The organism is Paenibacillus polymyxa M1, assembly GCF_000237325.1.
GTDB lineage: Bacteria > Bacillota > Bacilli > Paenibacillales > Paenibacillaceae > Paenibacillus > Paenibacillus polymyxa_C.
Genome location: NC_017542.1, coordinates 5,135,001 through 5,160,144 on the forward strand (window position 1 = coordinate 5,135,001; position 25,144 = coordinate 5,160,144).

At 44.6% G+C, this 25,144-nt stretch carries 41 protein-coding genes (1 of these 41 running past the window's edge); 2 read left to right on the forward strand and 39 right to left on the reverse strand.

The features are described from left to right. Positions 1 to 498: the 3' portion of a polysaccharide deacetylase family sporulation protein PdaB gene (pdaB, locus tag PPM_RS23100; RefSeq protein WP_013373243.1), read on the forward strand. It extends 282 nt beyond the left edge of the window; the window shows 498 of its 780 coding nt (coding positions 283-780); the start codon falls outside the window, past its left edge; its stop codon occupies positions 496 to 498. A gap of 106 nt (positions 499 to 604) precedes the next feature. Next, positions 605 to 1,336, forward strand: coding sequence for a spore germination lipoprotein GerD (gene gerD, locus PPM_RS23105; protein WP_013373244.1), 732 nt, complete (start codon positions 605 to 607; stop codon positions 1,334 to 1,336). Positions 1,337 to 1,369: 33 nt separating this feature from the next. On the opposite strand, the gene PPM_RS23110 is transcribed toward gerD, so the two are convergent. The 39 genes from PPM_RS23110 to tuf all read right to left on the reverse strand — a co-directional run bounded on the left by PPM_RS23110 (position 1,370) and on the right by tuf (position 25,102). Beyond that, positions 1,370 to 2,476, reverse strand: coding sequence for an Mrp/NBP35 family ATP-binding protein (locus tag PPM_RS23110; protein WP_013373245.1), 1,107 nt, complete (start codon positions 2,474 to 2,476; stop codon positions 1,370 to 1,372). 59 nt (positions 2,477 to 2,535) lie between these two features. Then, entirely contained in the window at positions 2,536 to 3,312 is a 777-nt protein-coding gene (gene cwlD / locus PPM_RS23115) for an N-acetylmuramoyl-L-alanine amidase CwlD (protein WP_013373246.1), read from the reverse strand. A 68-nt stretch (positions 3,313 to 3,380) separates the two neighbouring features. Continuing rightward, positions 3,381 to 4,550, reverse strand: a complete 1,170-nt coding sequence (gene sat, locus PPM_RS23120) for a sulfate adenylyltransferase (protein WP_013373247.1) — start codon at positions 4,548 to 4,550, stop codon at positions 3,381 to 3,383. 55 nt (positions 4,551 to 4,605) lie between these two features. Then, positions 4,606 to 5,298 (reverse strand): phosphoadenylyl-sulfate reductase, encoded by a 693-nt coding sequence (locus tag PPM_RS23125; RefSeq protein WP_013373248.1) that lies wholly within the window; start codon positions 5,296 to 5,298, stop codon positions 4,606 to 4,608. A gap of 1,239 nt (positions 5,299 to 6,537) precedes the next feature. Beyond that, positions 6,538 to 6,930: a 30S ribosomal protein S9 gene (gene rpsI, locus PPM_RS23130; RefSeq protein ID WP_013373250.1), complete on the reverse strand. Its 393-nt coding sequence runs from the start codon at positions 6,928 to 6,930 to the stop codon at positions 6,538 to 6,540. A gap of 20 nt (positions 6,931 to 6,950) precedes the next feature. Then, the gene (gene rplM, locus PPM_RS23135) at positions 6,951 to 7,388 is read right to left on the reverse strand and encodes a 50S ribosomal protein L13 (protein WP_013373251.1); all 438 of its coding nucleotides are present in this window, start codon (positions 7,386 to 7,388) and stop codon (positions 6,951 to 6,953) included. A 183-nt stretch (positions 7,389 to 7,571) separates the two neighbouring features. Next, complete coding sequence (gene truA, locus PPM_RS23140) at positions 7,572 to 8,357, reverse strand: tRNA pseudouridine(38-40) synthase TruA (protein ID WP_013373252.1); 786 nt, start codon at positions 8,355 to 8,357, stop codon at positions 7,572 to 7,574. 151 nt (positions 8,358 to 8,508) lie between these two features. Beyond that, positions 8,509 to 8,874: a 50S ribosomal protein L17 gene (rplQ, locus tag PPM_RS23145; RefSeq protein WP_013373253.1), complete on the reverse strand. Its 366-nt coding sequence runs from the start codon at positions 8,872 to 8,874 to the stop codon at positions 8,509 to 8,511. Positions 8,875 to 8,908: 34 nt separating this feature from the next. Then, positions 8,909 to 9,853, reverse strand: a complete 945-nt coding sequence (locus PPM_RS23150; protein WP_013373254.1) for a DNA-directed RNA polymerase subunit alpha — start codon at positions 9,851 to 9,853, stop codon at positions 8,909 to 8,911. A 135-nt stretch (positions 9,854 to 9,988) separates the two neighbouring features. Then, on the reverse strand, positions 9,989 to 10,384 hold the full coding sequence (gene rpsK, locus PPM_RS23155; RefSeq protein WP_007432559.1) for a 30S ribosomal protein S11: 396 nt from the start codon (positions 10,382 to 10,384) through the stop codon (positions 9,989 to 9,991). Positions 10,385 to 10,403: 19 nt separating this feature from the next. Beyond that, complete coding sequence (rpsM, locus tag PPM_RS23160) at positions 10,404 to 10,772, reverse strand: 30S ribosomal protein S13 (RefSeq protein ID WP_007432560.1); 369 nt, start codon at positions 10,770 to 10,772, stop codon at positions 10,404 to 10,406. 21 nt (positions 10,773 to 10,793) lie between these two features. Further along, the gene (gene rpmJ, locus PPM_RS23165) at positions 10,794 to 10,907 is read right to left on the reverse strand and encodes a 50S ribosomal protein L36 (protein ID WP_003333770.1); all 114 of its coding nucleotides are present in this window, start codon (positions 10,905 to 10,907) and stop codon (positions 10,794 to 10,796) included. Positions 10,908 to 11,025: 118 nt separating this feature from the next. Next, positions 11,026 to 11,241 carry a translation initiation factor IF-1 gene (gene infA, locus PPM_RS23170; protein WP_006212898.1) on the reverse strand — a complete coding sequence of 72 codons (216 nt, stop codon included), beginning with the start codon at positions 11,239 to 11,241 and terminating at the stop codon, positions 11,026 to 11,028. A gap of 2 nt (positions 11,242 to 11,243) precedes the next feature. Further along, positions 11,244 to 11,552: a KOW domain-containing RNA-binding protein gene (locus PPM_RS23175; protein ID WP_013373256.1), complete on the reverse strand. Its 309-nt coding sequence runs from the start codon at positions 11,550 to 11,552 to the stop codon at positions 11,244 to 11,246. A gap of 9 nt (positions 11,553 to 11,561) precedes the next feature. Next, a complete protein-coding gene (locus PPM_RS23180; RefSeq protein ID WP_016324745.1) occupies positions 11,562 to 12,101 on the reverse strand; it encodes a M24 family metallopeptidase in 540 nt (179 codons plus the stop codon). 5 nt (positions 12,102 to 12,106) lie between these two features. Further along, positions 12,107 to 12,751, reverse strand: coding sequence for an adenylate kinase (locus PPM_RS23185; protein ID WP_013373258.1), 645 nt, complete (start codon positions 12,749 to 12,751; stop codon positions 12,107 to 12,109). A 90-nt stretch (positions 12,752 to 12,841) separates the two neighbouring features. Then, entirely contained in the window at positions 12,842 to 14,140 is a 1,299-nt protein-coding gene (gene secY, locus PPM_RS23190; protein WP_013373259.1) for a preprotein translocase subunit SecY, read from the reverse strand. Next, positions 14,140 to 14,580 (reverse strand): 50S ribosomal protein L15, encoded by a 441-nt coding sequence (gene rplO, locus PPM_RS23195; RefSeq protein ID WP_013312149.1) that lies wholly within the window; start codon positions 14,578 to 14,580, stop codon positions 14,140 to 14,142. The genes secY and rplO overlap by 1 nt, the downstream gene beginning before the upstream one ends. 43 nt (positions 14,581 to 14,623) lie before the next feature. Next, positions 14,624 to 14,809 (reverse strand): 50S ribosomal protein L30, encoded by a 186-nt coding sequence (rpmD, locus tag PPM_RS23200; protein WP_013373260.1) that lies wholly within the window; start codon positions 14,807 to 14,809, stop codon positions 14,624 to 14,626. Between the two features lie 12 nt (positions 14,810 to 14,821). Continuing rightward, positions 14,822 to 15,319: a 30S ribosomal protein S5 gene (gene rpsE / locus PPM_RS23205; RefSeq protein ID WP_013373261.1), complete on the reverse strand. Its 498-nt coding sequence runs from the start codon at positions 15,317 to 15,319 to the stop codon at positions 14,822 to 14,824. Positions 15,320 to 15,346: 27 nt separating this feature from the next. Continuing rightward, a complete protein-coding gene (rplR, locus tag PPM_RS23210; protein WP_007432568.1) occupies positions 15,347 to 15,715 on the reverse strand; it encodes a 50S ribosomal protein L18 in 369 nt (122 codons plus the stop codon). Positions 15,716 to 15,830: 115 nt separating this feature from the next. Beyond that, entirely contained in the window at positions 15,831 to 16,373 is a 543-nt protein-coding gene (rplF, locus tag PPM_RS23215) for a 50S ribosomal protein L6 (RefSeq protein ID WP_013373263.1), read from the reverse strand. Positions 16,374 to 16,406: 33 nt separating this feature from the next. Then, complete coding sequence (gene rpsH, locus PPM_RS23220) at positions 16,407 to 16,805, reverse strand: 30S ribosomal protein S8 (protein WP_007432570.1); 399 nt, start codon at positions 16,803 to 16,805, stop codon at positions 16,407 to 16,409. A gap of 32 nt (positions 16,806 to 16,837) precedes the next feature. Next, positions 16,838 to 17,023, reverse strand: a complete 186-nt coding sequence (locus PPM_RS23225) for a type Z 30S ribosomal protein S14 (RefSeq protein WP_010348808.1) — start codon at positions 17,021 to 17,023, stop codon at positions 16,838 to 16,840. Between the two features lie 75 nt (positions 17,024 to 17,098). Then, positions 17,099 to 17,644: a 50S ribosomal protein L5 gene (rplE, locus tag PPM_RS23230; RefSeq protein WP_007432571.1), complete on the reverse strand. Its 546-nt coding sequence runs from the start codon at positions 17,642 to 17,644 to the stop codon at positions 17,099 to 17,101. A 31-nt stretch (positions 17,645 to 17,675) separates the two neighbouring features. Then, the gene (gene rplX / locus PPM_RS23235; RefSeq protein WP_013312155.1) at positions 17,676 to 18,029 is read right to left on the reverse strand and encodes a 50S ribosomal protein L24; all 354 of its coding nucleotides are present in this window, start codon (positions 18,027 to 18,029) and stop codon (positions 17,676 to 17,678) included. 36 nt (positions 18,030 to 18,065) lie between these two features. Next, a complete protein-coding gene (rplN, locus tag PPM_RS23240) occupies positions 18,066 to 18,434 on the reverse strand; it encodes a 50S ribosomal protein L14 (RefSeq protein ID WP_007432573.1) in 369 nt (122 codons plus the stop codon). A 34-nt stretch (positions 18,435 to 18,468) separates the two neighbouring features. Then, on the reverse strand, positions 18,469 to 18,732 hold the full coding sequence (gene rpsQ / locus PPM_RS23245; RefSeq protein ID WP_007432574.1) for a 30S ribosomal protein S17: 264 nt from the start codon (positions 18,730 to 18,732) through the stop codon (positions 18,469 to 18,471). Positions 18,733 to 18,782: 50 nt separating this feature from the next. Further along, positions 18,783 to 18,980, reverse strand: a complete 198-nt coding sequence (rpmC, locus tag PPM_RS23250; RefSeq protein WP_007432575.1) for a 50S ribosomal protein L29 — start codon at positions 18,978 to 18,980, stop codon at positions 18,783 to 18,785. Next, positions 18,970 to 19,404, reverse strand: coding sequence for a 50S ribosomal protein L16 (gene rplP / locus PPM_RS23255; protein WP_007432576.1), 435 nt, complete (start codon positions 19,402 to 19,404; stop codon positions 18,970 to 18,972). The genes rpmC and rplP overlap by 11 nt, the downstream gene beginning before the upstream one ends. 2 nt (positions 19,405 to 19,406) lie before the next feature. Continuing rightward, a complete protein-coding gene (rpsC, locus tag PPM_RS23260; protein WP_007432577.1) occupies positions 19,407 to 20,072 on the reverse strand; it encodes a 30S ribosomal protein S3 in 666 nt (221 codons plus the stop codon). 13 nt (positions 20,073 to 20,085) lie between these two features. Continuing rightward, positions 20,086 to 20,418: a 50S ribosomal protein L22 gene (rplV, locus tag PPM_RS23265; RefSeq protein ID WP_007432578.1), complete on the reverse strand. Its 333-nt coding sequence runs from the start codon at positions 20,416 to 20,418 to the stop codon at positions 20,086 to 20,088. A gap of 35 nt (positions 20,419 to 20,453) precedes the next feature. Further along, the gene (rpsS, locus tag PPM_RS23270; protein WP_007432579.1) at positions 20,454 to 20,732 is read right to left on the reverse strand and encodes a 30S ribosomal protein S19; all 279 of its coding nucleotides are present in this window, start codon (positions 20,730 to 20,732) and stop codon (positions 20,454 to 20,456) included. A 72-nt stretch (positions 20,733 to 20,804) separates the two neighbouring features. After that, positions 20,805 to 21,635 (reverse strand): 50S ribosomal protein L2, encoded by an 831-nt coding sequence (gene rplB / locus PPM_RS23275; RefSeq protein WP_013373265.1) that lies wholly within the window; start codon positions 21,633 to 21,635, stop codon positions 20,805 to 20,807. A 30-nt stretch (positions 21,636 to 21,665) separates the two neighbouring features. Further along, positions 21,666 to 21,956, reverse strand: coding sequence for a 50S ribosomal protein L23 (gene rplW / locus PPM_RS23280; protein WP_013373266.1), 291 nt, complete (start codon positions 21,954 to 21,956; stop codon positions 21,666 to 21,668). Beyond that, positions 21,956 to 22,579, reverse strand: coding sequence for a 50S ribosomal protein L4 (gene rplD, locus PPM_RS23285; protein WP_013312160.1), 624 nt, complete (start codon positions 22,577 to 22,579; stop codon positions 21,956 to 21,958). Before rplD ends, rplW begins: the two co-directional genes overlap by 1 nt. A 26-nt stretch (positions 22,580 to 22,605) precedes the next feature. Then, positions 22,606 to 23,229 (reverse strand): 50S ribosomal protein L3, encoded by a 624-nt coding sequence (gene rplC / locus PPM_RS23290; protein ID WP_013312161.1) that lies wholly within the window; start codon positions 23,227 to 23,229, stop codon positions 22,606 to 22,608. A 32-nt stretch (positions 23,230 to 23,261) separates the two neighbouring features. Continuing rightward, entirely contained in the window at positions 23,262 to 23,570 is a 309-nt protein-coding gene (gene rpsJ, locus PPM_RS23295; RefSeq protein ID WP_005544556.1) for a 30S ribosomal protein S10, read from the reverse strand. Between the two features lie 341 nt (positions 23,571 to 23,911). Beyond that, a complete protein-coding gene (gene tuf, locus PPM_RS23300; RefSeq protein ID WP_013373267.1) occupies positions 23,912 to 25,102 on the reverse strand; it encodes an elongation factor Tu in 1,191 nt (396 codons plus the stop codon). Positions 25,103 to 25,144: the final 42 nt, after the last annotated feature.

Below are 25,144 nucleotides of genomic sequence, written 5' to 3' on the forward strand. Positions count from 1 at the left end.
AGCAAAACACATCCAGAACTCGTGAATCAAATTAAAGAAGGCGGATTTGAGATTGGCAGTCATGGCCATAAACACGAAAATTATAGCAGCTTAAGCGATGAAGAGATTCGTAAACAGATTTCAACGGCTCATACCACATTAACCGAGCTGACTGGACAATCCCCGAAGTTAATCCGCATGCCTAATGGTGACTTTGACAAAAGGGTACTTCAAGTTGCCAGCACTTTAGGCTACAAAACCATTCAATGGGATACTGACTCCCTGGACTGGAAAAACCCTGGTACGCAGGTCATCATCGACCGTGTTGTAAATAAAGCTCATCCCGGTGATATCGTCCTTCTTCATGCCAGTGATTCTTGCAAACAAACTCATGAAGCGTTGCCCATCATTATCGACAAGTTGCGGGCACAAGGCTATGAATTCGTGACTGTATCCGAACTGCTTCAACAGGGTACAGTAAAAGGTAAAGAGGTTCGCGATCAAGCTCTGGGTCTTTAAGGAGTTATTTTACATCGTTCTCAGCTAAAAACCAAAAATAACTCGACATATTTCTCCCCAATCATCCGCATACTATCCACATTCATGATAAAGGAGGAATACGGCCATGAATTGGACTCGTTTGCGATTTGTTAGCATGGTATGCGTGCTGGGCGTTGCACTGAGCGGCTGCGGCTCGGATCAGGGTTCTGCACCTCCCCAGACCAGTTATAAAGAGATGAAAACGATGGTTGTCGATATCTTGAAAAGTGATGATGGAAAAAAAGCCGTAGAAGAAGCTTTAACCGGGGAAAAAGAGGGACAATCCGGTCAAAGTGGTGGTGGAGGTGGAGCTGGGGGCAGCATGGGAATGAAAATGCTTATGCCCACGCAATCCGCTGAACAGATGAAAATCGCAGTAAAAGATACTTTAATCTCACCTGAATATAAAAAAGAAATCGAAAAAATTATGACTGATCCGCGTTTTGCCGGAGAATTTGCCAAAGCCATCAACAGTCAAAGCAAACAGCTTCATATGCAGCTTATAAAAGACCCTTCTTACCAAAAATCAATTGAAGCGATGCTAAAATCGCCTGAACTAACCAAGATGTACATGGACTTAACTAAAACTCCCGAATATCGCAAACAATCTATGACAGTCATGCATGATGCTATGCAGAATCCGATTTTTCGGCTTGAGGTCATGAATTTACTCAAAACTGTCGTTCAAGAAGAACTTCAACCTAAGGTTGAGAAAAAAGGCGGAGAGCAAGGTGGCTCTGGGGATCAAAAACAAGATGGTGGTGGAGGTGAAGGAGAACAAGGCGGTAGTGAAGGAGGGCAAGGAGGAGGTCAGTAAAAAAAAGGCTGGTTCAACAACCAGCCTTTTTTATTATTTAGATTCCATGTGCAACCTCGTAATTTGGGCGGCTATATCATCATAAATAGCTCCTGTCGCCGACTCCGATTTATATACTGATGGAGAAAAATCAGCTTCTGACGGATGATTATCTGGGATACCCAGCGGAATTTGCGCCAAAAGTTTCGTATGAAGTGTATCTGCCAACATCGCCCCGCCTCCCCGTCCAAAAACATAGTCTTTTTCTCCCGTGGAGGACACATAATAGGACATGTTCTCCACCACGCCTATGACCTTATGATCCGTTTGAAGGGCCATTGCCCCTGCACGTGCAGCTACAAAAGCTGCCGTCGCATGCGGAGTAGTGACAATGATTTCTTCACTCTGCGGGATCATTTGATGTACGTCAAGCGCTACATCACCAGTACCTGGCGGTAAATCAAGTATCATATAATCCAGCTTGCCCCATTCGACATCACTAAAAAACTGTCTAAGCATTCTTCCCAGCATGGGACCTCTCCAAATAACCGGATTGTTTTCTCTAACAAAGAAGCCCATGGACATGATCTTGATACCAAATCGTTCCACTGGCTGAATGATACCATCTTCGACAGAAGGTACATCCTCTACCCCGATCATATCCGGCACACTGAATCCATAGATATCAGCATCAATTAATCCCACTCGCTTACCCTGTCTGGCTAGAGCTGCAGCCAAATTCACAGCTACTGTCGATTTCCCGACACCACCTTTTCCGCTTGCAATGGCAATAAATCGTACGCCAGATGCTGGGTTAAGTAGCTCATGTTCTTCCATACCGACAGCATGTCCTTTGGTCAATACCGGATCAGCTACCTCCTCGGTATCCTCTCCATTTTGAATAGCTGACTTTTCAGACTCAGATGCCTCACGAATACGAATATGGACGTGACTTAATCCTGCCTTTTCTAACGTCTGCCGGATTTCCCGATCCAGTTCTGTCCGCGTCTCTTCCTGGCTATCCAGGGCAATAGCAGTCAATGATACCCGATCCTCTTTAACAACCACATCCCGAATAAAATGGAGATCAACCAAACGGCGTCCCGTTTGAGGCTCTCGCACTTGCTGAAGTAGCTCTATAACTTGCTCTCTCGATTGCATGAATAATCAGCACCTCTGCTTTATTGATTTACGTAGTGGTAAACACTTACAGTATACCACTATCTGACTTCAGGTGCTGATGAGGTTCCCTTTTCCCCGGCACTGTAACGCAAAATCCCTTTATATATGGATGCAGCCACTTGTCTTTGATAGTTCTCGTCACTGAGTCGTCTGGCTTCCTCTGGATGGGACAAGAATCCGACTTCTACAAGAGCTGCCGGCATTTTGAGTGCCTTTAATAAATAGACCGTGTTTACGGTCTTAGCCACTCTGTCCGTATTTTCCAAGTTGCGCTTGATTTCTTCCTGAATTAAGGACGCCAAATTCTCGTTATCTGCATGATTAGGTACGAAAAAGGTCTGGGCTCCACTCCAACGGCTCGACGGAATACTGTTCATATGAATACTTAAAAAGAGGTCCGCTTTCTGCTCCTCAATCATACGTACCCGTTGCTTTAAATCCTCCGTTTTTCTTCTGGAGTAGCCTTTTGTTTCTTGCTGCGCCAGATCACGATCATCCTCACGTGTCATGACGACAACAGCTCCTGCTTGCTGCAAATAATCCCGCAAATAAAAAGCGATCGCCAAATTAATATCCTTTTCAATGACCCCCTCTTTGCTAACCGCTCCTCCATCAGGCCCTCCGTGTCCGGCATCTATAGCAATTACCTTACCAGTAAGCGGTAGACTCCAATGAATCCACGCTCTCGAAGCAGGTATCTCATACAATGTCAGCATGATAAATAGAACAGCGAGACAACAGCCTAACAGCACTTTTTGCAGCGTCCGATAGCGAATCCACAGTGTGACCTCTTTTTTACGATTGTTTTTTTGCATAACAAAACGCCTCCGTCCTATACAGATACTAATAATCTATATGGGACGAGGCGTGTAGTTAGTACAACTCAGGCATGAACATATTCTTTCATACCTTCAATCAGCACTTGAGCGACCTCAGGTCGTGTAAATTCAGGTGGCGGACAAACCCCGGAGCGCAACAATTCCCTCACTTTGGTGCCGGAGAGCGTCAAATGGTGCTCCTTAGGATGTGGGCATGTTTTGCTTGAGGCCATATTTCCACATTGGGTGCAGTAAAAGCTGTGTTCAAAAAACAACGGGGTAATCCCCAGCTCTTCAGGTGTAAAGTGCTTGAAAATTTCCTGCGCTTCATAGGTACCGTAATAATCCCCTACACCGGCATGATCTCTTCCGACAATAAAATGGGTGCAACCAAAGTTCTTTCGCACAATAGCATGGAAAATGGCCTCTCTAGGACCAGCGTATCGCATGGCGGCAGGAAAGACCCCCAGTAAGGCTCGATCAGCCGGATAATAGTTGTCCAGCAACACCAGATAGCTCTTCATACGCACATTTGCTGGAACGTCATCTGACTTGGTCTCTCCAACGAGCGGATTTAGAAATAAAGCATCCACAATTTCCATCGCGCTTTTTTGGATGTACTCATGTGCCCGGTGTACCGGATTTCGTGTTTGAAAACCGACCACTGTCTTCCATCCCTTTTCAGCAAAAAGGCTACGTGTCTGTGCTGGCGTGTAATAAAATTCGCTAAATTGTGTAGGTTCTGGTCGATTCAGCACTTGCACCGTTCCACCTACATAGGTAGCAGGTCGATCTAACAATTTGTTTACGCCAGGATGGGCCGGGTCATCCGTCTTGAATACACATCTGGCTTCCTCTGCCTGGTCAACCTGATAAATACTCTCGATATCAAGTACAGCATAGATGATACCATCTGTTTCCCCCACCAAAGCCACCTGTTGACCTAGTTTCAGTTCACTGGCTATGGTTTCTACTACTGCAAGAGTAATGGGAATACTCCAGACTGTACCATCCGCAAGACGCATATCCGTTACCACCGAACGATAATCCGACTCATTCATAAATCCCGTCAATGGAGAGAAGGCCCCTACTCCAATCAAATCCAGATCAGAAATCGTCCATGGGTTTACAGGGATAGGAAACAATTCACCTGCAGCCTGCAAGAGTGCTTCTTGCTCCGGTCCTCTAATATTTCTGTCAACGAGCGTTCCGCCATGCGGAAGAATCGCAGTCATAATGCACTTCCTTTCTATAGCATAAATAAAGTCTCAGCGCTACCTATATACCATTTTATTGATGGAGCCCACACTCCGTTTTCTCATTCCCTGACCAACGACCAGCACGTGGGTCTTCACCTGGCAGGACTTCACGCGTGCATTGCTCACAGCCAATACTAGGATAATTGCGGTCATGCAATGGATTATACAATACTTCATGAGTGCGAATATAGTTCCATACATCCTCGGAAGTCCAGCTCGCCAAGGGGTTAAATTTAACGAGGCCAAACTTTTCATCATACTCTACCTTCTTTGCATTCGCACGCGTAGGAGCCTGATCGCGACGGATACCGGTAATCCATGCATCGTATTGAGACAGAATGCGTGTCAGCGGCTCAACCTTGCGGATACTACAGCATGCATTAGGATTTGATTTCCACAGCTCCTCTCCATGCTCCGCAGCTTGCTCTTCTGGAGTCATTAAGGGAGAAACTCTAACAAAATCCAAATTGTATCTAGCTTTCATCTGATCTCGCGTATCGTAAGTTTCTTGAAAATGAAAGTCGGTATCTAAATAAAAAATATCGGTAGAAGGGCTAATTCTTTGAAGCATATCTACTAGTACTACATCTTCTGCTCCGAAGCTACAAGCAAAGGTAAGGTTGGGAAATGTATGAACTGCATACTTGATAATTTCTTCAGGCGTAGCCTCTTCCAGTTCACTTGCCTTGACTCTAATCAACGCTTCTTTCTCCAATAAATTCATTATCAATGCGCCTCCATATGAAGATTCATAAATAAGTGATGCTCCAAAGCCGACTAAACTAATAAGATTAAGTACAGTATAAAACTTTCATATCCATTGTCAATCCAAACAAAATCGTCATACTGTAAACATTTATTCTCTCACATGATGAAGGAACGTTGTTCTGTCAGCATTCTTTAACGCTCTCCTGCATATCCAATCAAGTTCATTGGCTTTATATAAAATATTCTTATATCATACGTTTGAAAATTGTCCTTAGGTTGCTTCATAACTAAAAGTAACTATTTATAGCAGAGGGTATGCCTGAACGTAAATATTTTAGGTCAATGAAGATGCTTTCTCTACTCCACCAGTGCCAAAGACATATCCGCTACGCGGTTGCCATCATATTCCTGACTAGATTTGATTATTATGATCAGATGAAAATAGCTGAGGATAAAAGCGTCGTTCCATAGATCCATGATTATCCTTGAATTTGTACGAGGAGATATATTTAGGGATCGAACATCTTATTTTCATTTTCATTCAAAGATGAAGCGTACGTGGCCGGCATCAACTCAAGGTAAACCAGCTCTGACACTAATCGTACTTTTATTAAGGAATATTAAAAAGAAATGGCACCCAAATCGCTAATAAGCCTCTATCCACTCCTATAGCGCTCACAGCAGCCCTTGAAGAGGAATTAATACATTGGGGCACAAATAAGCCCTTAACGTAACTGGAGCCCTATTATAGGCTCGTTCTCAATGGTTAGAAAAACTCCTCATCATCGCTGCAATACGGTAGCCGAGGAGATGGGCAGTAGTAGGCTAGAGATTGCTCTACAGCTAGTACGCATAAGCTAAACGATGTATCCCTTGCTGTATCCTGGACGTCACCAAAACAGCTACACAGGATAGAATAGCCATTGCTCAACCAGAAGATATATAAGCTTTTATCAAATTGGGAAAACAAAAAAATTCTCTGATCTTTTTAATTAGTCACAGGTTGTGAACATTACAGGATAAACCGTGTTAAAATAGCAAACTATATTTGTGCATAACTATACCTACTTTAGTAACATCGTGGATAACTTACGTATTCCAGACAGTATATGCGCTTATTTATGTATCGCAGAGCAGATGAAGCAATAAAACTCTAGTGTAGATCCATTTATCCACATGTGGTTAATGAGCAGCAAATAATCTAAATAAAAAAGAACCCTTTCCATAAGGAAAAGGTTCTTCTGTATTCGAAATATTAACGTTTCGAGAACTGTGGTGCACGACGAGCGGCTTTGAGACCGTACTTTTTACGTTCTTTCATACGTGGGTCACGAGTCAAGAATCCTGCTTTTTTCAAAGCTGGACGGAATTCTGGGTCTGCTTTCAACAGAGCACGGGAAATACCGTGACGGATTGCGCCTGCTTGACCAGAGATACCACCACCATGAGCGATAACGAGTACGTCATAGCTGCCAAGTGTTTCTGTCAGATTCAGTGGTTGTTTTACGATCAGTTTGAGAGTTTCCAAACCGAAATATTCATTAATATCACGCTTATTGATGACAATGCGTCCTTCACCCGGTACGAGACGAACACGAGCTACCGAATGTTTACGACGACCTGTCCCATAGTATTGTACTTGTGCCATGAAACTGTCCTCCCTTTTAATTATCCGCGAAGTTCGTAAACTTCAGGTTTTTGTGCTGCATGTGGATGCTCTGTACCTCTGTAAGCTTTAAGTCTCAGCTTCATTTTGTCGCCTTGACGAGTTTTAGGAAGCATACCGTGAACAGCCAATTCCAACATACGTTCAGGTTTGTTCTTAACCATATCTTGTGCAACTGTTACTTTCAGACCACCTGGGTGCAGGGAGTGACGATAGTATTTCTTGTTCTCCATTTTTTTACCGGTCAATACGATTTTCTCCGCATTGATTACAACAACAAAATCACCTGTGTCCACATGTGGTGTAAACTGTGGCTTGTGTTTGCCGCGAATCAACGCAGCCGCTTCGCTTGCCAGACGGCCGAGCGTTTTGCCTTCGGCATCAATGATGTGCCAGTTGCGCTCAACTTCATTTGGCTTCGCCATATACGTAGTACGCATGAAAAGTATCCTCCTTAAGTTCGTTAACAGAAATCATCATTTATCTTCGTTCGTTAAGTTGCTGCATTATTGATGGATTAGATGTTGCTATAAAGTGATTATCTTAATTGGGGCTGTGGGAAAGCCATTAAGAAAACACAACTTTTATATTACAGGATAACCATCAATTCTGCAAGGGAAAAATCAATGTTTTTTGATGTTTTCTTCGTACTCTACATTCCAGAGCGTTAAAGCGTGTCCAACGGCAGTAGGTCCGGCCTTTGAACGGTTTTTTGCTTCCAAAATGGAAGGAATATCATCCGGCGATTTTTTGCCTTCTCCCACTTCCAGCAAAGTCCCCATTATAATCCGAACCATGTGCTGCAAAAATCCGCTACCTGTAATATACGTATGAATAATTCCCTGATCATCCGACCCAGGACGCGAAAAGGAATGGTCTACCGTTATATAGGCTTCGTAAATAGTGCGAACATGGTTCGTCTTTTGGGAACGTCGAGATGCGAACGAAGTATAGTCAAAGGTGCCCACTAAATGAGCCAACCCCTTTTCCATCGCTCTTACATCCAGATTCGTTGGATGATGGGCCTGTGTACGACGGTGAAAGATGTCTGGAAACCGGTTCGCATTAATACTGTACCGATACGTCTTCCGCTTCGCCATGCGGCGTGCATGAAAGGACAGTGGCACCTCTCTCGCATCCGTAACGATGATATCACGAGGCAGCCAGGCATTAAGTGCCAGACACCAGCGATGTATCGGAATCGGCGATTCAGTATGAAAATTGAATACCTGCCCGTATGCATGCACACCTGCATCTGTCCGTCCTGAGCCCGTAATTTTCAGACGTTCGCCCGTCAATGAGTATATAGCATTTTCAAGGCAGTCCTGAATAGTGTTGCCACTAGGCTGCGTCTGAAAGCCATCATAGTGGGTTCCATCATAGTTCACCTTCATGCACAAGTTCCGCATGCTTCTCACACCTTTGTAGGGGTATTCTCTGGCCTTACAGGAAATAACCGAACATAACAAAGGAGAAGCCCCTCAAGGACTCCTCCAAGAGAAAAAAAGGGTTGTTCAGAATCAAGCCGATTCTGTCCACCCTTCCCTCATCTTCGCCTGTTTACGCGCGGTCAACCAATTCCAGATATACCATTGGAGCGGCGTCGCCACGACGAGGTCCCAGTTTCAGGATACGAGTGTATCCACCTGGACGCTCATTGTAACGTGTAGCCAATTCGCTAAACAGCTTTTGGATTGCATCCTGCTCACCATCCAAAGTTTCACGGCGAACGAACGCAGCCACTTGACGACGTGCGTGCAGATCTCCTTTTTTCGCTTTGGTGATCAGTTTTTCAGCAATAGAACGAACTTCTTTCGCTTTAGCCTCAGTAGTTTGGATACGCTCATACAAGAACAGATCGGTTACCAAATCACGAAACAAAGCTTTACGGGCACTAGAATTACGGCCCAATTTTTGGTATGCCATGTAGTTTCCCCTCCTTCACAAAAACGTTGCTGTGCTATTCTTCCGTACGAAGTCCTAAACCAAGTTCCTCGAGCTTCTCTTGTACTTCTTCCAAAGATTTGCGACCCAAGTTACGGACCTTCATCATATCTTCTTCAGATTTAGTCGTGAGTTCTTGTACCGTATTGATACCAGCGCGCTTAAGGCAGTTATAGGAACGGACGGAGAGATCCAGCTCTTCGATCGTCATTTCAAGAACTTTTTCTTTTTTGTCTTCTTCTTTTTCGACCATAATTTCTGCATCTTTTGCTTCATCCGTGAGACCCACGAATAGCATCACATGCTCGGTCAAAATTTTGGCTCCAAGGCTCACAGCTTCTTCAGGACGAATAGTTCCGTCAGTCCAAACCTCAAGTGTCAGCTTGTCATAATTCGTAACCTGGCCGACACGCGTATTTTCTACGCCGTAGTTCACGCGTGCAATCGGAGTGTAGATGGAGTCGACGGGAATGACGCCGATCGGCTGGTCATCACGTTTATTCCGATCCTGCTTAACGTAACCGCGACCGCGATTGGCAAAAATACGCATGTGAAGTCTCGAACCCGGTCCGAGCGTTGCAATGTGAAGATCCGGATTAAGAATTTCCACATCACTATCCGCACGGATATCACCTGCCGTTACAACTCCTTCGCCTTCCGCATCGATTTCGAGTACTTTCTCTTCATCTGAGTGGATTTTAAGCGATAAAGCTTTCAAGTTCAGAATGATCTCCGTTACGTCTTCCTTCACACCGGGAACCGTTGCAAACTCGTGCAGAACCCCATCGATCTGAACCGATGTGACTGCTGCCCCCGGTAACGAGGATAACAGAATACGGCGAAGCGAGTTCCCAAGCGTCGTACCGTATCCGCGTTCCAGCGGTTCTACTACGAATTTTCCATAGGTGCCATCATCATTGACGTCAACCGTCTCAATTTTCGGCTTTTCGATTTCTATCACTGCAATATCCCTCCTTCAAAACGTCGCTCCTATATGAAACATTCACCTTATCCATAGTCTATCATGCAGTATACCTAAACATCCATTCTTGGCAGTTTGTGCCGGATCTATACTACACGCAGAGGAGAAATCTCATTAGACGCGACGACGTTTTGGAGGACGGCATCCGTTATGAGGTACCGGAGTTACGTCTTTGATCAGGTTAACTTCCAGACCAGCAGCTTGCAAAGAGCGAATTGCTGCTTCGCGACCTGCACCAGGTCCTTTAACCATGACTTCGACTGTCTTCATGCCGTGTTCCATAGCAGCTTTAGCAGCAGTTTCTGCGGCCATTTGCGCTGCGAATGGAGTAGATTTACGGGAACCACGGAATCCCATGCCGCCTGAGCTGGCCCAAGAGATTGCGTTACCGTGTGGATCTGTGATCGTAACGATCGTGTTGTTAAACGTGGAACGGATGTGTGCCACGCCACTCTCAATATTTTTACGGTCACGGCGTTTTGTGCGTACAACTTTTTTCGGTTTAGCCATTGAATGTTATCCTCCCTTCTTATTTCTTCTTGTTCGCTACAGTCCGACGAGGACCTTTACGGGTACGAGCATTAGTTTTAGTACGTTGTCCGCGAACAGGCAATCCACGACGGTGACGAACACCACGGTAGCAGCCAATCTCAGTCAGACGTTTAATATTCAAGGAAATTTCACGACGCAGATCGCCTTCTACTTTAACTTCTTTGTCGATCGTTTCACGTAATTTGCTCACTTCATCTTCAGTCAAATCACGAACACGCGTGTTTGCACTGATGCCTGTTTCCTTCAAAATTTTCTGAGAAGTCGTCTTACCGATTCCGAAAATGTAAGTCAAGGCGATCTCAACGCGTTTGTCACGTGGCAAATCCACACCAGCTATACGAGCCATTTTACGCTACACCCCCTTCTATTAACCTTGTTTTTGTTTGTGTTTCGGATTTTCGCAAATAACCATTACATTCCCTTTGCGGCGAATGACTTTGCATTTCTCGCAAATAGGTTTTACAGAAGGTCTTACCTTCATGTTGATTACCTCCTCCAAGCTTTACCCTGGTAAAACTCGCTTCGTGAACATTCACATCGTTTTGCCGAGCAAAACAAGTTTTTTTAAATGACATACGTTTAATAAAAACCTGCATGAATTACTTGCGGTACGTTATACGGCCTTTGGTTAAATCGTAAGGCGATAACTGTACAACCACCTTGTCGCCTGTCAAAATACGGATAAAGTGCATCCGCAGCTTTCCGGAAACATGAGCAAGAATTTGATGACCGTTCTCCAGCTCTACCTTGAACGTAGCGTTCGGCAGTGGCTCGATTACCGTACCTTCAACCTCAATGACATCTTCTTTGGCCAAAGTCAGTCTCCTTTCTCTTCAGCTTGGTATTCGGACGAGTCCAGGAAAGTTTTCACTGCATGCCGCAGTTTTCCGTTCGTCACCCGACCGCTTTCGTTTAAACTATTTACAATCTCGCTACTAATCTTTGGCTGAGGCACCAAATGAAGAACATTTTTCTTCTTCGCTTGATCAAACTTTCGTTTATCCCCATCCGCAATATACACAAACCTGCTATCTGCTATTGAAACGACAACCGCAATCTGTCCGGCACCTCTGCCTTTCAGAATCTTCACCAGCTGACCGATTTGCAGGTTTCCTTGCTGATTCATTCCAATCACCTACGCACTCAGTTTCGTGAAAATGTCCATGTCGTCCGCTTCGTCCGTCACCAATTGCTCATAAGGAGCACAAGAGATTACGTTCATCGTAACGACCGTCCAGTTGTCTTCTAGCGTCCCTACAAGGTGAGTACCTATTGGAATCATTGATTCAATAGCCAGCACAATGCCGGTTTTCAGCCTCGGTCCCTGCTCGGAAATACCACGGTTTGGATTCTCAATATATTGCCGAATGGCATGCGACATTGTAAACTGGCGAGTTTTTGTAAGGACATCGCCTTTGTTTAACTTGCGTTTGCCGGGAAATCCGTGCACCAGTTGTTCGTTGACTGAAGCGCAAATGCTAGCAGGAAAACCGTTATAACCTTTAAAAGACGGCACAGCTCCCTGACTGCGAATATACCGATCAGCTAAATGATCAAGTTCACCGGTCGTAATACCGGGCTCGATGTGTCCTGCTAAGAAATGATTCGTTGCCGAATTCATTTTCCTAGCTTTCCTCATAAAGCTTGATTCCGTCCCCGACTTGCAAATGATCATTACAGCTAACCCCGCAACAAGGACACGATATTTTGGGAAACCACATCAATATCCTGTTCTCCGTCAATATGACGCAGAAGATTCTGGTTCTCATAAAACGTGAGGAGTGGTGCTGTTTTATTACTATATTCGTCAAGTCGTGTTCTTACGCTATCTTCGTTATCGTCAGGACGCTGATAGAGTTCACCACCGTCTTTATCGCAAATGCCTTCAACCTTAGGAGGATTAAAGACAATATGATAGCTAGCTCCGCAGCTTTTACAAACTCGCCGTCCTGTGATTCGTGCCAACAAGTTGTCACGATCCACTTTCAGGTTGATGACATCATCCAGCTTCGTGTTCAAACGACCCAAAATTTGATCCAAGGCTTCAGCTTGAGCTAAAGTTCTTGGAAAACCGTCTAGCAAGAAACCTTTCTTGCAATCCGGCTGCTGTAGTCGTTCTTCAACGATACCGATTGTTACATCATCCGGAACAAGTTCACCCTTGTCAATATACTCTTTGGCTTTAATGCCAATAGGTGTTCCCTGTTTCATCGCTAGGCGAAACGCATCACCTGTCGAGATATGAGGAATGCCGAACTCCTTCACAATGACATCTGCTTGTGTACCTTTACCAGCCCCCGGAGGGCCCATGATCAAAATATTCACAATCTGTCACTCCTCAAGACGACCCCTACACAAGAAACAGCACAAAAGGTGCCGGTAAGCATGCGAACATCCTATGCCGGTACCTATTGCCTATTTGTTGATGAAGCCTTTGTAATGGCGTTTGATCAGTTGGCTTTCGATTTGCTTCATCGTATCCAATGCTACACCAATAATGATGAGCAATGAAGTACCGCCAATTTGCACGGAACGAGGCAAGCCCGAAAGCGAACCGAAGAATACCGGCAAAACGGATATGACTGCCAGGAACAAAGCTCCTGTCATTGTCAAACGTGACATTACTCGTGTCAAGTATTTCTCCGTAGCTTTACCTGGGCGAATACCCGGGATATAACCGCCGTTTTTCTTCATGTTGTCGGCCATTTGCTGCGGATTCATCTGTACAAAGGTATAGAAGAATGTGAAACCGATAATCATTACGACATACAAAACCATGCCCAGCGGCTTGTCATAATACAAGTAAGTGGTAATCCACTTAGCCCAAGCATGATCTGCCCAGAAACTCGCAATAATTGTCGGGAATTGCAGCAATGATACCGCAAAGATTACCGGAATAACGCCTGCCGCATTTATTTTCATCGGAATATGCGTATTCTGGCCACCGTACATCTTGTTGCCAACTACACGTTTAGCGTATTGTACTGGAATTTTCCGAATACCTTGTTGGATGTAGATAACACCCACAATAATCAGAACAACCACCAAGGCAATGATAATTGCCTTCAGGATATTCATAAACAGCTGATCTGCTTGAATAAACTGAGATTCTACAATCGTCCGAATATGTCTTGGAATACCTGCCGCGATCCCTGCGAAGATTACAATAGAGATACCATTACCAATTCCCTTTTCGGTAATTTGCTCACCAAGCCACATAAGGAACGTAGTCCCTGCTGTAAGCACAATGGCAATAACCAGATAATCAGCAAAAGTAGCACCTGGAATCATCGCTGCACCGTACAGTCGATTGAAACCAATCGACGTTCCGAATGCTTGGATTAAGCCTAGTATTACAGTACCATACCGTGTAATTTGAGCCAATTTCTTTTTACCATGCTCTCCTTGTTTAGCCCATTCCGCAAGTTTCGGAATCACGTCCATTGACAGCAACTGTACAATGATGGACGCTGTAATATATGGCATAATCCCGAGGGCGAAGATCGAAAACTGATACAATGCGCCCCCTGAGAAGGTGTTAAGGAGTCCAAACAACTCGCTTCCTGCCTGATCCTGAGAAGTAAAGACTTGCTTATTCACACCGGGAACCGGCACGAAGGAGCCAATACGATATACAAAGAGTATAAACAGGGTAAACAGGATTCGGGTTCTAAGATCCTCAACCCGCCATATATTTTTCAGGGTCTTGAACATTAGATCACCTCGGTTTTACCGCCGGCAGCTTCAATTTTCTCTACCGCAGATTGAGAGAACTTGTTCGCTTTAACTGTCAATTTCACAGTGATTTCACCGTTACCCAGAATTTTAATTCCGGATTTCGCGTTCTTCACAATACCATTGTTCAGCAAAAACTCAGGGCTTACTTCTGTACCCGCTGCAAAACTGTTCAAATCTTCGATATTCAAAACCGCATACTCTTTACGAGTAGGATTTACGAAACCGCGTTTAGGCAAGCGACGATACAGTGGGTTTTGACCACCCTCGAAGCCCGGACGTACACCACCGCCGGAACGAGCGTTTTGACCCTTATGACCACGACCAGAAGTTTTACCCGTACCGCTACTAGGACCACGACCCAAACGCTTACGTTCTTTGCGGGAGCCTGGAGCTGGGGAAAGCTCATGTAACTTCATCGTTCGTTGCACCTCCTTGATTATTGTTAAAATACTTTATTTCTTAAGCCTCGATTTCTTTAACAGAAACCAAATGGCTAACTTGATTAATCATCCCGCGAATCGCTGCATTGTCGGGTTGAACTACTTTATGGTTGATTTTACGCAAGCCGAGCGTTTTAACAGTCGTTCTCTGAGTACCAGGACGGCCGATCAACGAACGAACGAGGGTAATTTCTAATTTCGCCATGATATTCCCTCCTTAGCCCAGCAGCTCTTCGATGGATTTGCCGCGCAATTTAGCAACATCTTCAGCGCGTTTCAAGCGGGACAAACCTTCCAAAGTCGCATTGACCATATTCATGGAATTCGAAGAACCCAAAGATTTTGTCAAGATATCACCTACACCAGCAAGTTCCAGAACAGCACGAACTGGACCACCAGCGATAACCCCAGTACCTTCCGATGCCGGTTTCAACAGAACCCGGCCAGCACCGAACTTACCTGTAACAAGGTGAGGAATTGTTGTGCCTACGAGTGGAACGTGAACCAGGTTTTTCTTAGCATCTTCAATACCTTTGCGAATCGCATCAGGTACTTCGCCCGCTTTACCGATTCCAGCGCCTACCCAGCCGTTGCCGTCGCCCACTACTACCAGAGCACTGAAGCTAAAACGGCGTCCGCCTTTGACAACTTTAGCTACACGATTAATATTTACTACTCTTTCAGTCAGTTCCAAAGTATTCGGATCTACACGCAAGTCGTTAACCTCCTTTTGAGAAATGTCTTAGAATTCAAGGCCTGCTTCGCGAGCTGCATCAGCCAAAGCTTGAATCCGTCCATGATACAAGTATCCACCACGATCAAATACGATGTTAGCATGGCCTTTTTCTTTCGCACGTTTAGCAACGAGTTCGCCAACCTTACGAGCTGCTTCTACACTACCACCGTTTTTGATTTCGCTGCTCAGCTCTTTATCCATAGTGGATGCAGAAACCAATGTTACACCAGCAACATCATCAATCAGTTGTGCGTAGATATGCTTGGAAGAGCGGAATACGTTCAAACGAGGACGTACAGCCGTACCTTCGATTTTCTTACGTACACGCAGATGTCTTCTGACACGCGCTTTATTTTTATCTTGTTTTGTAATCATCTCAAGTTTTCACTCCCTTCAGTTTGCCTTTTAAAACTTTATACTAAGACGCACTGGGTAAAAAAGAAGTACAAGTCTTTCCAGTAGAAAGACCGCACAAAAGTCGGTAAGAAACTTATTTCTTCTTACCGGCTTTACCTTCTTTACGGATGATGCGCTCGCCTTCGTATTTAATCCCTTTACCTTTGTACGGTTCAGGTTCACGAACGGAACGGATTTTAGCAGCATAGGCACCTACGCGCTCTTTATCAATTCCGCGAACGATGATTTTAGTGTTCGAAGGAACTTCGAATTCGATGCCCGCTTCCGGTGAAATTTCAACCGGATGAGAGTATCCAACGTTCAGAACGATTTTATCTCCGGATTTGCTTGCACGATATCCGACCCCAACCAGCTCCAGAGATTTTGAAAAGCCTTCAGTTACACCACTTACCATGTTATTGACAACGCTGCGGGTTGTTCCATGCAAAGAGCGGTGAAGTTTGTTGTCCGAAGGACGAACTACATTAATTTCATTATTTTCCACAGTAACGGACATGTCTTTATGAAGCTCACGAGTCAATGTTCCTTTAGGACCTTTAACTGTGATCACTGTGTTGTTCAAAGTCACGTCAACACCACTTGGTACTGTGATTGGTTTACGACCAATACGGGACATATCTGTTGCACCTCCTATCTTTTAAACGTTAAATTACCAAACGTAGCAAACCACTTCTCCGCCGGCTTTGGACTGACGTGCTTCTTTGTCGGTCATGATACCTTTGGATGTTGAAATGATTGCGATCCCGAGTCCACCCAGTACGCGTGGAATCTCATTGCTCTTCGTGTAAACGCGAAGACCTGGTTTACTGATTCTTTTCAAACCTGTGATAACACGCTCGTTGTTCGCACCGTATTTCAAGAAAATACGGATGATCCCTTGTTTGCTATCTTCAACAAATTCCGCATCACGAATGAATCCTTCACGTTTCAGGATGTCGGCGATTTGTTTTTTCATTGTAGATGCAGGCATTTCTACTGTTTCGTGGCGAACAGTGTTCGCGTTACGAATACGAGTAAGCATATCTGCAATTGGATCAGACATAGTCATTGTGTATAAACCTCCTTCCCAAACAGGACTTTTTACCAGCTTGCTTTTTTCACGCCAGGAATCTGGCCTTTATAAGCTAATTCACGGAAGCAAATTCTGCAGATCTTAAACTTTTGCAGCACCGAATGTGGACGACCACAACGTTCGCAACGAGTATAAGCACGAACTTTAAACTTTGGTGCGCGTTGTTGTTTGACTTTCATTGAAGTTTTTGCCACTTAGCCTGACACCTCCTAAATAGTTTCGGAGAACAGGGTGTCTTTAAATCAGACGCCCGAAACGTTATGCCAACATTATTTCGCGAAAGGCATGCCCAGCTGAGTCAGAAGCTCACGGGACTCTTCGTCAGTCTTGGCAGTCGTTACGATAACGATATCCATACCACGAACTTTATCAACTTGATCGTACTCGATTTCCGGGAAGATCAACTGTTCTTTCAAACCAAGCGTGTAGTTACCACGTCCGTCGAAAGCTTTTGTTGATACGCCATGGAAGTCACGTACGCGAGGGAGAGTGATGTTGAACAATTTGTCCAAGAAATAATACATACGCTCGCCACGAAGTGTTACCTTTACACCGATCGGCATGTTTTCACGCAATTTAAAACCTGCAATAGATTTTTTTGCGCGAGTGATAACTGGTTTTTGACCAGCGATCAGCTGCATGTCGTTGAGAGCCGAATCAAGTACTTTGGAGTTTTGGACTGCGTCGCCAACACCCATGTTGATTACAACTTTCTCGATTTTAGGCACTTGCATCACTGTTGTATAGTTGAACTTCTGCATCAAAGCAGGAGTGATTTCTTTCAAGAAACGTTCTTTCATTCTTGTTGTTGCCATGAATCATAGTCCTCCTTTCTTCAAAAAATAATTAGTCGATCACTTCGCCTGAACGTTTTGCAATACGCACTTTTTTTCCGTTGTCCAAAACCTTGTAACCCACACGAGTTACTTTTCCGCTCTTCGGATCAATGTGCATAACGTTGGAAACGTGAATCGGAGCTTCTTTCTCGATGATGCCGCCTTGTGGATTCAACTGATTAGGCTTTTGGTGTTTCTTAATCATGTTAACACCTTCCACAAGCACACGGTTTTGACGAGGGTAAGCAGCGATAACGCGACCTTTTTTACCTTTATCTTTACCTGTAATCACCAGAACAGTGTCGTCTTTTTTGACGTGCAGCTTGTTGTTATGGGATTCCAGAACTTTTTTCACTTTTGGCATTTCGTACACCTCCTACGGGCACATTTTAAGGTGAATTTAGATCACTTCCGGAGCCAAGGAAACGATTTTCATGAAGTCTTTATCACGAAGTTCGCGAGCAACTGGTCCGAAAATACGAGTACCGCGTGGGCTCTTGTCTTCTTTAACGACCACTGCTGCGTTCTCATCAAATCCGATGTAGGAACCGTCTTTACGGCGGATAGAACGTTTAGTACGAACGACAACCGCTCTTACTACATCACCCTTTTTGACAACGCCGCCTGGTGTTGCTTGTTTTACGGAACAAACGATCAGGTCACCAATTTGAGCTGTACGACGTCCCGTACCACCGAGCACACGGATACACATCAGTTCCTTCGCGCCGGAATTGTCAGCCACAGTCAAACGTGTAAATGGTTGAATCATTTATTTATCCTCCTTTCGGAAAAACTACACTACATTAGATTATAACAGCTTTTTCAACGATTTCGACCAGTCTCCAGTTTTTGTCTTTGGACAAAGGACGAGTTTCCATGATTTTAACAGTATCACCGATTTGTGCAGTGTTGTTTTCATCATGAGCTTTGAATTTTTTAGTCACTTTAATGCGTTTATGGTAGAGATCATGTTTTTTGTAAGTTTCTACAGCAATCACAATCGTTTTATCCATTTTGTCGCTGACTACTTTACCGACTAATACTTTACGGGCATTACGTTCGCTCATTGTTGGCCTCCTTCCTAATTACAGGCGGAATTTCCACCCGGTCTAATATCTTAGCTAATCCCAAGTTCTCTTTCACGGATCACAGTTTTAGCACGAGCAATTTCCTTACGCACAGCACCGATCCGAGTCGGGTTATCAAGCTGACCGGTAGCGAGTTGAAAACGAAGGTTGAAAAGTTCTTCTTTAAAACCAGAGATCTTTTGTTCGATTTCAGCAGTGGTAAGGTTGCGGAATTCACTAGCCTTCATTTGCTTCACCACCCAATTCTTCACGTTTCACAAACTTAGTTTTGATTGGCAGTTTGTGAGCGGCAAGACGCATTGCTTCACGAGCAATCTCTTCCGGTACACCAGCAAGTTCAAACATGATCTTACCTGGTTTCACTACTGCAACCCATTTTTCTACGTTACCTTTACCACTACCCATACGAACCTCAAGAGGCTTTTGAGTAATTGGTTTGTCAGGGAAAATTTTAATCCAAACCTTACCACCACGTTTGATGTAACGAGTCATCGCAATACGAGCAGCTTCGATTTGACGGTTAGTGATCCATGCTGGTTCAGTAGCTTGCAAACCGTACTCACCAAAGTTCAGTGTAGTACCGCCTTTTGCACGACCCTTCATGTGACCACGTTGTTGTTTACGATGTTTTACGCGTTTAGGTACCAACATGATTAGTTGCCTCCTTCCTGAGGAGCTTGTTTCTTAGCTGGAGGAAGAACCTCTCCACGATAGATCCATACTTTTACGCCAAGACGGCCATAAGTAGTATGAGCTTCTGCTGTACCGTAGTCGATGTCAGCACGAAGTGTATGCAGTGGAACAGTTCCTTCGCTGTATCCTTCGGAACGAGCGATTTCGGCACCGCCAAGACGTCCGCCTACTTGAGTTTTAATTCCTTTTGCACCGGAACGCATAGTTCTTTGAATTGCTTGTTTCAACGCACGACGGAAAGAAACACGACGTTCCAATTGTTGTGCAATGCTTTCAGCAACAAGAATTGCATCCAGTTCAGGATTTTTAATTTCAGAGATATTGATGTGTACCTTTTTACCGCCTGCGATTTTAGTGATTTCATTACGCAGATTTTCAACTTCGGAACCACCCTTACCGATAACCATACCTGGTTTCGCAGTGTGAATCGTTACGTTGACACGGTTAGCTGCTCTCTCGATTTCAACACGGGATACAGCGGAGTCTTTCAATCTTTTCTTCAGATGCTCACGAATCTTAACGTCTTCCAGCAAAAGATCACCGAAATCTTTGCCTGCATACCATTTGGATTCCCAATCACGGATAATACCGATTCGGAGTCCGACGGGATTTACCTTTTGGCCCACACGTTTTCCCTCCTTATTTTTCAGATACCACCAGAGTAATATGACTGGTGCGTTTATTGATGCGGCTTGCACGACCCATTGCACGCGGGCGGAATCGTTTCATTGTAGGACCTTGGTTTACAAAAACCTCAGACACTACCAATTTATTTACGTCCATAGAGTAGTTGTGATCTGCGTTCGCGATAGCAGAATTCAACAATTTCTCAACGACTGGAGAAGCGGATTTCGGAGTGTGACGAAGAATTGCAATCGCCTCACCTACCTGCTTGCCACGAATCAAATCGATAACAAGTTTCACTTTGCGAGCGGAAATCCGCACGGATTTAGCATGTGCTTTTGCTTCCATTGAGTTACCTCCTCTCAAACACTACGCTGTGTTGATTATCTTCTTGTTTTCTTATCGTCATCCGTATGGCCTTTGTACGTACGCGTTGGAGCGAATTCGCCCAATTTGTGTCCAACCATATCTTCCGTTACGTATACAGGCACGTGTTTACGACCATCATATACACCAAACGTGTGTCCGATAAATTGCGGGAAAATCGTAGAGCGACGGGACCAAGTTTTGATCACGACTTTTTTGTCAGACTCGTTCAAAACCTCTACTTTTTTCAACAGGTAACCATCAATAAATGGTCCTTTTTTGAGACTGCGACCCATTTGTGAATCCTCCCTTCGTTAAAACGTAGTCGTTCTTTAATATGTTAACGTGCGACTTAAGCGCACGTTTTATTACTTAGTACGACGACGAACGATGTACTTATCAGATGCTTTGCCTTTTTTACGTGTCTTGTAACCAAGGGTTGGTTTACCCCATGGAGACATTGGAGATTTACGTCCGATTGGAGCGCGACCTTCACCACCACCGTGTGGGTGATCGTTAGGGTTCATAACAACACCGCGAACTTCAGGACGTTGTCCCAACCAACGACTACGACCAGCTTTACCGATTTTAACAAGTTCGTGGTCTTCGTTACCAACAGATCCAATTGTAGCACGGCAAACTTTCAGAATGCGACGCACTTCACCAGAGGTCAAACGAATTGTAACATACTTCTCTTCTTTACCAAGAAGTTGGGCTTCCGTACCAGCAGCACGAACAAGTTGGCCACCTTTACCCGGTTTCAATTCGATATTGTGGATAACCGTACCTACTGGAATATTTTCCAATGGCAAGGAGTTACCGATTTTAATATCGGAGTCCGGACCGGATACCACTATATCTCCTACTTTCAGACCTTTAGGAGCGATGATGTAACGTTTTTCACCATCCACATAGTGGATAAGTGCGATGTTGGACGTACGGTTTGGATCATATTCGATCGTAGCAACGCGGCCCGGTATTCCATCTTTGTTACGTTTGAAGTCAATAATACGGTATTTACGTTTGTGTCCGCCGCCATGATGACGAACTGTAATTTTACCTTGGTTATTACGTCCAGCTTGCTTGCTCAGAGGTGCCAGCAACGATTTCTCGGGCTGATTTGTTGTGATCTCCTCGAAAGTAGATACAGACATTGCACGTCTGGCCGGGGACGTCGGTTTATACTTTTTAATTGGCACTGAGTTTCCCTCCTTACTTTACAGATTCAATTATACTGTTTCAAAAAACTCAAGCGGCTTACTGTCTTTGCTCAGCGTTACGAACGCTTTCTTCCACTCGCTCGTATAGCCGGAATGACGACCGTAGCGTTTTGGTTTCGCAGGCACACGAAGTGTATTAACGTTACTTACTTTCACGTTAAAAATCGCTTCGATTGCTTTTTTAACTTCGACTTTATTGGAACGAATGTCAACTTCGAAAACATATTTCAAGTCATTCATCATACCAGCCGTACGTTCGGTGATAATCGGACGTTTGATAATATCACGAGGATCCTTCATTACGCGAGCACCTCCTCTACCTTCTGAACTGCTTCCTTCGTAATGATCAGTTTGTCGTGTCCGAGCACATCAAGAACATTAATGCCGTCTGCGGCTACAAACTTCACACCAGGAATATTACGAGCGGACAGTGCTACATTGTCATCATAGCTAGGAGCTACAATCAATGCTTTACGATCAGCTTTAAGGTTATTCAAAATGGCTGCGAATTCTTTCGTTTTAGGTCCGTTCAGTGTAAGAGCGTCCAATACGATGATTTCATTCTCAATCACTTTGGATGACAGTGCCGATTTGATCGCCAGACGACGAACTTTTTTAGGCAATTTGTAAGCATAGCTGCGTGGAGTCGGACCGAATACAGTACCGCCACCAACCCATTGTGGTGCACGAATTGAACCTTGACGAGCGCGACCAGTACCTTTTTGTTTCCAAGGTTTACGTCCGCCGCCACGTACTTCAGAACGTCCTTTTACTTTGTGAGTACCTTGACGCAGGGAAGCCAATTGCATAACAACAGCGTCATGAAGAACGTGTTTATTCGGTTCGATACCGAACACTGCATCGTTCAATTCAATTTCGCCAACTTGGCTGCCACTAATATTAAATAGTGCTACTTTTGGCATTTTGTGTTCCTCCTTTCCTCAGTTGATTATTTTTTCACCGTTTCTAATACTTTAACGAAGCTGTTTTTAGGTCCTGGAATGGAACCTTTCACGAGCAATACATTACGTTCTGTATCGATCTTAACAACTTCAAGGCGTTGAATCGTTACCGTTTCATGCCCCATGTGTCCTGGCAAGTGTTTACCTTTAGGAACGCGGTTAGCTTGAATGGAACCCATAGAACCTGGACCTCTGTGGTAACGCGAGCCGTGTGCCATTGGTCCGCGGCTTTGTCCCCAACGTTTGATAACGCCGGCAAAACCTTTACCTTTAGAAATACCTGTTACGTCAACGAATTCGCCTTCTGTGAAGACATCAGCCTTCAGTTCTTGGCCAACCTCGTACGCAGCAAGGTCGATGCCACGAAGTTCACGAACGTAGCGCTTAGGTGCAGTATTTGCTTTTTTAGCATGCCCTGCTTCAGGTTTGTTGGATCTTTTTTCTTTTTTATCAGAGAATCCGAGTTGGATAGCTTCGTATCCATCGTTTTCCAGATCTTTCTTTTGCAGAACAACACAAGGACCAGCTTCGATAACCGTAACAGCAAGTACGTTACCTTCAGGGGTAAACACTTGAGTCATTCCGAGTTTTTTTCCTAAGATACCTTTCATGTTGACACCTCTTTTCTTTTCCTGATTACATATTACAATTTAATTTCGATATCTACACCGGACGGCAGGTCCAAGCGCATCAAGGCATCCACAGTTTGTGGAGTCGGATTAACAATGTCGATCAAACGCTTGTGTGTGCGCATTTCGAATTGTTCCCGAGAATCCTTGTACTTGTGTACCGCACGGAGAATAGTAATGATTTGTTTTTCAGTTGGCAGCGGAATTGGTCCGGAAACACCTGCACCCGAACGTTTAGCTGTTTCAACAATTTTCTCAGCGGATTGATCAAGAATTCTGTGATCGTAAGCTTTCAAACGAATACGAATTTTTTGCTTTGCCATTTTAGTCCCTCCTTCTATCGCCCAATTTGGTATCGGACATACTCCGTGAAAATTTTCCGACAGCCCTCCCATGGCAAAGGGGCCGGGTGTGTCAGTAACCTCTCACATCATCGCACAGTCACAAACAACATTAGTTATTATATCGAATACTTCTGCCTATTGCAAGCAAAAACGTAAAAAAACAATGCATCTTATTTTCAAAGATAACAATTGTGCTCGTAGCTTGCAATTTTCCTCAAGAGAAAAGCCCCCGCACCATGGCAGGGGCTCGTTTTACTTCGTTCCAATACGATGTTACTCGTTCCAGTACAATGTTGCTATATTCAAGACTCGTAGCCTTATTATTTGGAGATTGTTGCTACAGCGCCTGCACCAACTGTACGTCCACCTTCACGAATGGAGAACTTAGTTCCTTCTTCAATCGCGATTGGGCTGATCAGTTGAACAGTAACCGTAATGTTATCACCAGGCATTACCATTTCGGAACCTTCTGGCAGAGTAATGATACCAGTTACGTCAGTTGTACGGAAGTAGAACTGTGGACGGTAACCAGTGAAGAAAGGTTTGTGACGTCCGCCTTCTTCTTTAGTCAAAACGTAGATTTGAGCAGAGAATTCTGTATGTGGGTTAACAGAACCTGGTTTAGCCAATACTTGGCCACGCTCGATTTGTGCACGATCTACACCGCGAAGCAGTGCGCCGATGTTGTCACCAGCTTGAGCGGAGTCAAGCAATTTACGGAACATTTCTACGCCTGTTACTACGGATTTACGGGATTCTTCTTGAATACCGATGATTTCGATTTCGTCGCCCACTTTAACAGTACCACGCTCTACACGGCCTGTAGCAACTGTACCACGACCAGTGATGGAGAATACGTCCTCGACAGGCATAAGGAAAGGCTTGTCAGTGTCGCGTTCTGGAGTTGGGATGTAAGTGTCGATTGTTTCGAACATTTCAACGATTTTCTTAGCCCAGTCGCCATCTGGGTTTTGCAGTGCTTCACGAGCGGAACCACGAGTGATTGGAGTGTCGTCGCCTGGGAAGTCATACTCGCTCAGCAAGTCGCGAACTTCCATTTCAACCAATTCCAGCAACTCTTCGTCTTCAACCATGTCGCATTTGTTCAGGAATACAACGATGTATGGAACACCTACTTGACGGGACAAGAGGATGTGTTCGCGAGTTTGCGGCATAGGACCGTCAGCTGCGGATACAACCAGAATCGCTCCGTCCATTTGTGCAGCGCCAGTGATCATGTTTTTAACATAGTCGGCGTGACCTGGGCAGTCAACGTGTGCATAGTGACGGTTAGGCGTTTCGTATTCCACGTGTGCAGTGGAGATTGTGATACCGCGTTCGCGCTCTTCTGGAGCTTTATCGATTTGATCGAATGCTACAGCAGCACCACCGTAAGTTTTGGAAAGTACAGTTGTGATTGCAGCAGTCAAAGTTGTTTTACCATGATCGACGTGACCAATTGTACCGATATTAACGTGCGGTTTGTTACGTTCAAACTTAGCCTTTGCCATTTGAACAATTCCTCCTCAATAACATGTTTTATTTTTAGGCTG